Here is a 1,166-nt window from a genome sequence, read left to right as displayed (position 1 = left end):
GACGGACCACCCGGCGGCGACGTCCGCGCGCTCTACCCCGACGCCGCCGACCACCGCGGGCCGGCGGCCGCACTGGAGGCCGCACCGTGAGCACCACCGCACCGGACGTCCGCCGCGTCCCCGTCCCGCCGCGGCGCCGCGACCCGCGCACCCTCGCCCTGGCGGCGACGGTCGTCGTCGTGCTGCTCGTCGTGCACGTCGTCGCCTGGCGCGCCACCGAGATGTCGTTCGCGACGCTGCTCGGCGGCGCCGACGGGATGGCCGAGTTCCTCACCGAGGCGGTCCCGCCCGACCTGTCCTGGGCGGTGTTGGGGCCGAGCCTGCAGGGAGCCCTGGTCACCCTGTGGATCGGGCTGCTCGGCACCACCCTGTCGATCCCGTTCGCGCTGGCGCTCGCCCTGGCCGCCGCGCGCGGCACCGCCCCCGGGCCGGTCACCTACCAGGCCGCCCGTGGCGTGCTGTCGTTCCTGCGTGCCGTGCCCGACGTCGTGTTCGCACTGGTCTTCGTCACCGCGGTCGGGCTCGGCCCGTTCCCCGGGGTGCTCGCGTTGGTCCTGCACAACATCGGCGTGATGGGCAAGCTCTGGGCCGAGACCGTCGAGGACGCCGACCCCGGCCCGCCCACCGCGCTGCGCTCCGCGGGCGCCGGACGGCTGCAGGTCGCCGTGCACGCGCTGCTGCCGTCGGTCACCCCGCAGCTGGTGGGGCTGCTGCTCTACCGCTTCGACGTCAACGTCCGCTCGTCGCTGGTGCTGGGCCTGGTCGGCGCCGGCGGCATCGGGTTCCTCATCAACCAGTCCATCCAGCTGTTCCGGTTCGACGAGATGCTCACCCACATCCTCGTCGTGCTGGTGCTGATCGTCGCGGTCGACCAGCTGTCCGCGCAGGTCCGCCGCCGTCTCGGGAGTGACACGTGATCCGCCTCGCCGCACTGGACATCGCCGGGACCACCGTCGACGAGGGGGGAGCGGTCTACCGGGTCCTCGCCGACGTCGTCGCCCGCGCCGGACATCCGGCCGACGACGTCGCGATCCGCCGCTGGATGGGGGCCGACAAGCGCGAGGCCCTCGGCGCGCTCACCGGCGTCCGCGACGCCCGCGCCGTCGAGGGCCTGCACGACGCCTTCGTCGCCCGCCTCGCCGACGCCTACGCCGCGTCGCCGCCGC

Annotated in this window: 1 protein-coding gene and 1 pseudogene; both read left to right on the top strand. The window is 75.2% G+C overall.

Annotated features, from left to right (window positions below; all coding sequences use genetic code 11):
* Positions 1-86 precede the first annotated feature (86 nt).
* A complete protein-coding gene (gene phnE, locus GTW08_RS10670; protein WP_073575019.1) occupies positions 87-917 on the top strand; it encodes a phosphonate ABC transporter, permease protein PhnE in 831 nt (276 codons plus the stop codon).
* Positions 914-1,166 (top strand): annotated as a pseudogene (locus GTW08_RS10665) (HAD family hydrolase); the annotation flags it as partial. The gene phnE and the pseudogene GTW08_RS10665, both read left to right, overlap by 4 nt.

Source organism: Pseudonocardia sp. SID8383, from assembly GCF_009864975.1.
GTDB lineage: Bacteria > Actinomycetota > Actinomycetes > Mycobacteriales > Pseudonocardiaceae > Pseudonocardia > Pseudonocardia alni.
This window is presented reverse-complemented; position numbering and strand designations above follow the sequence as displayed.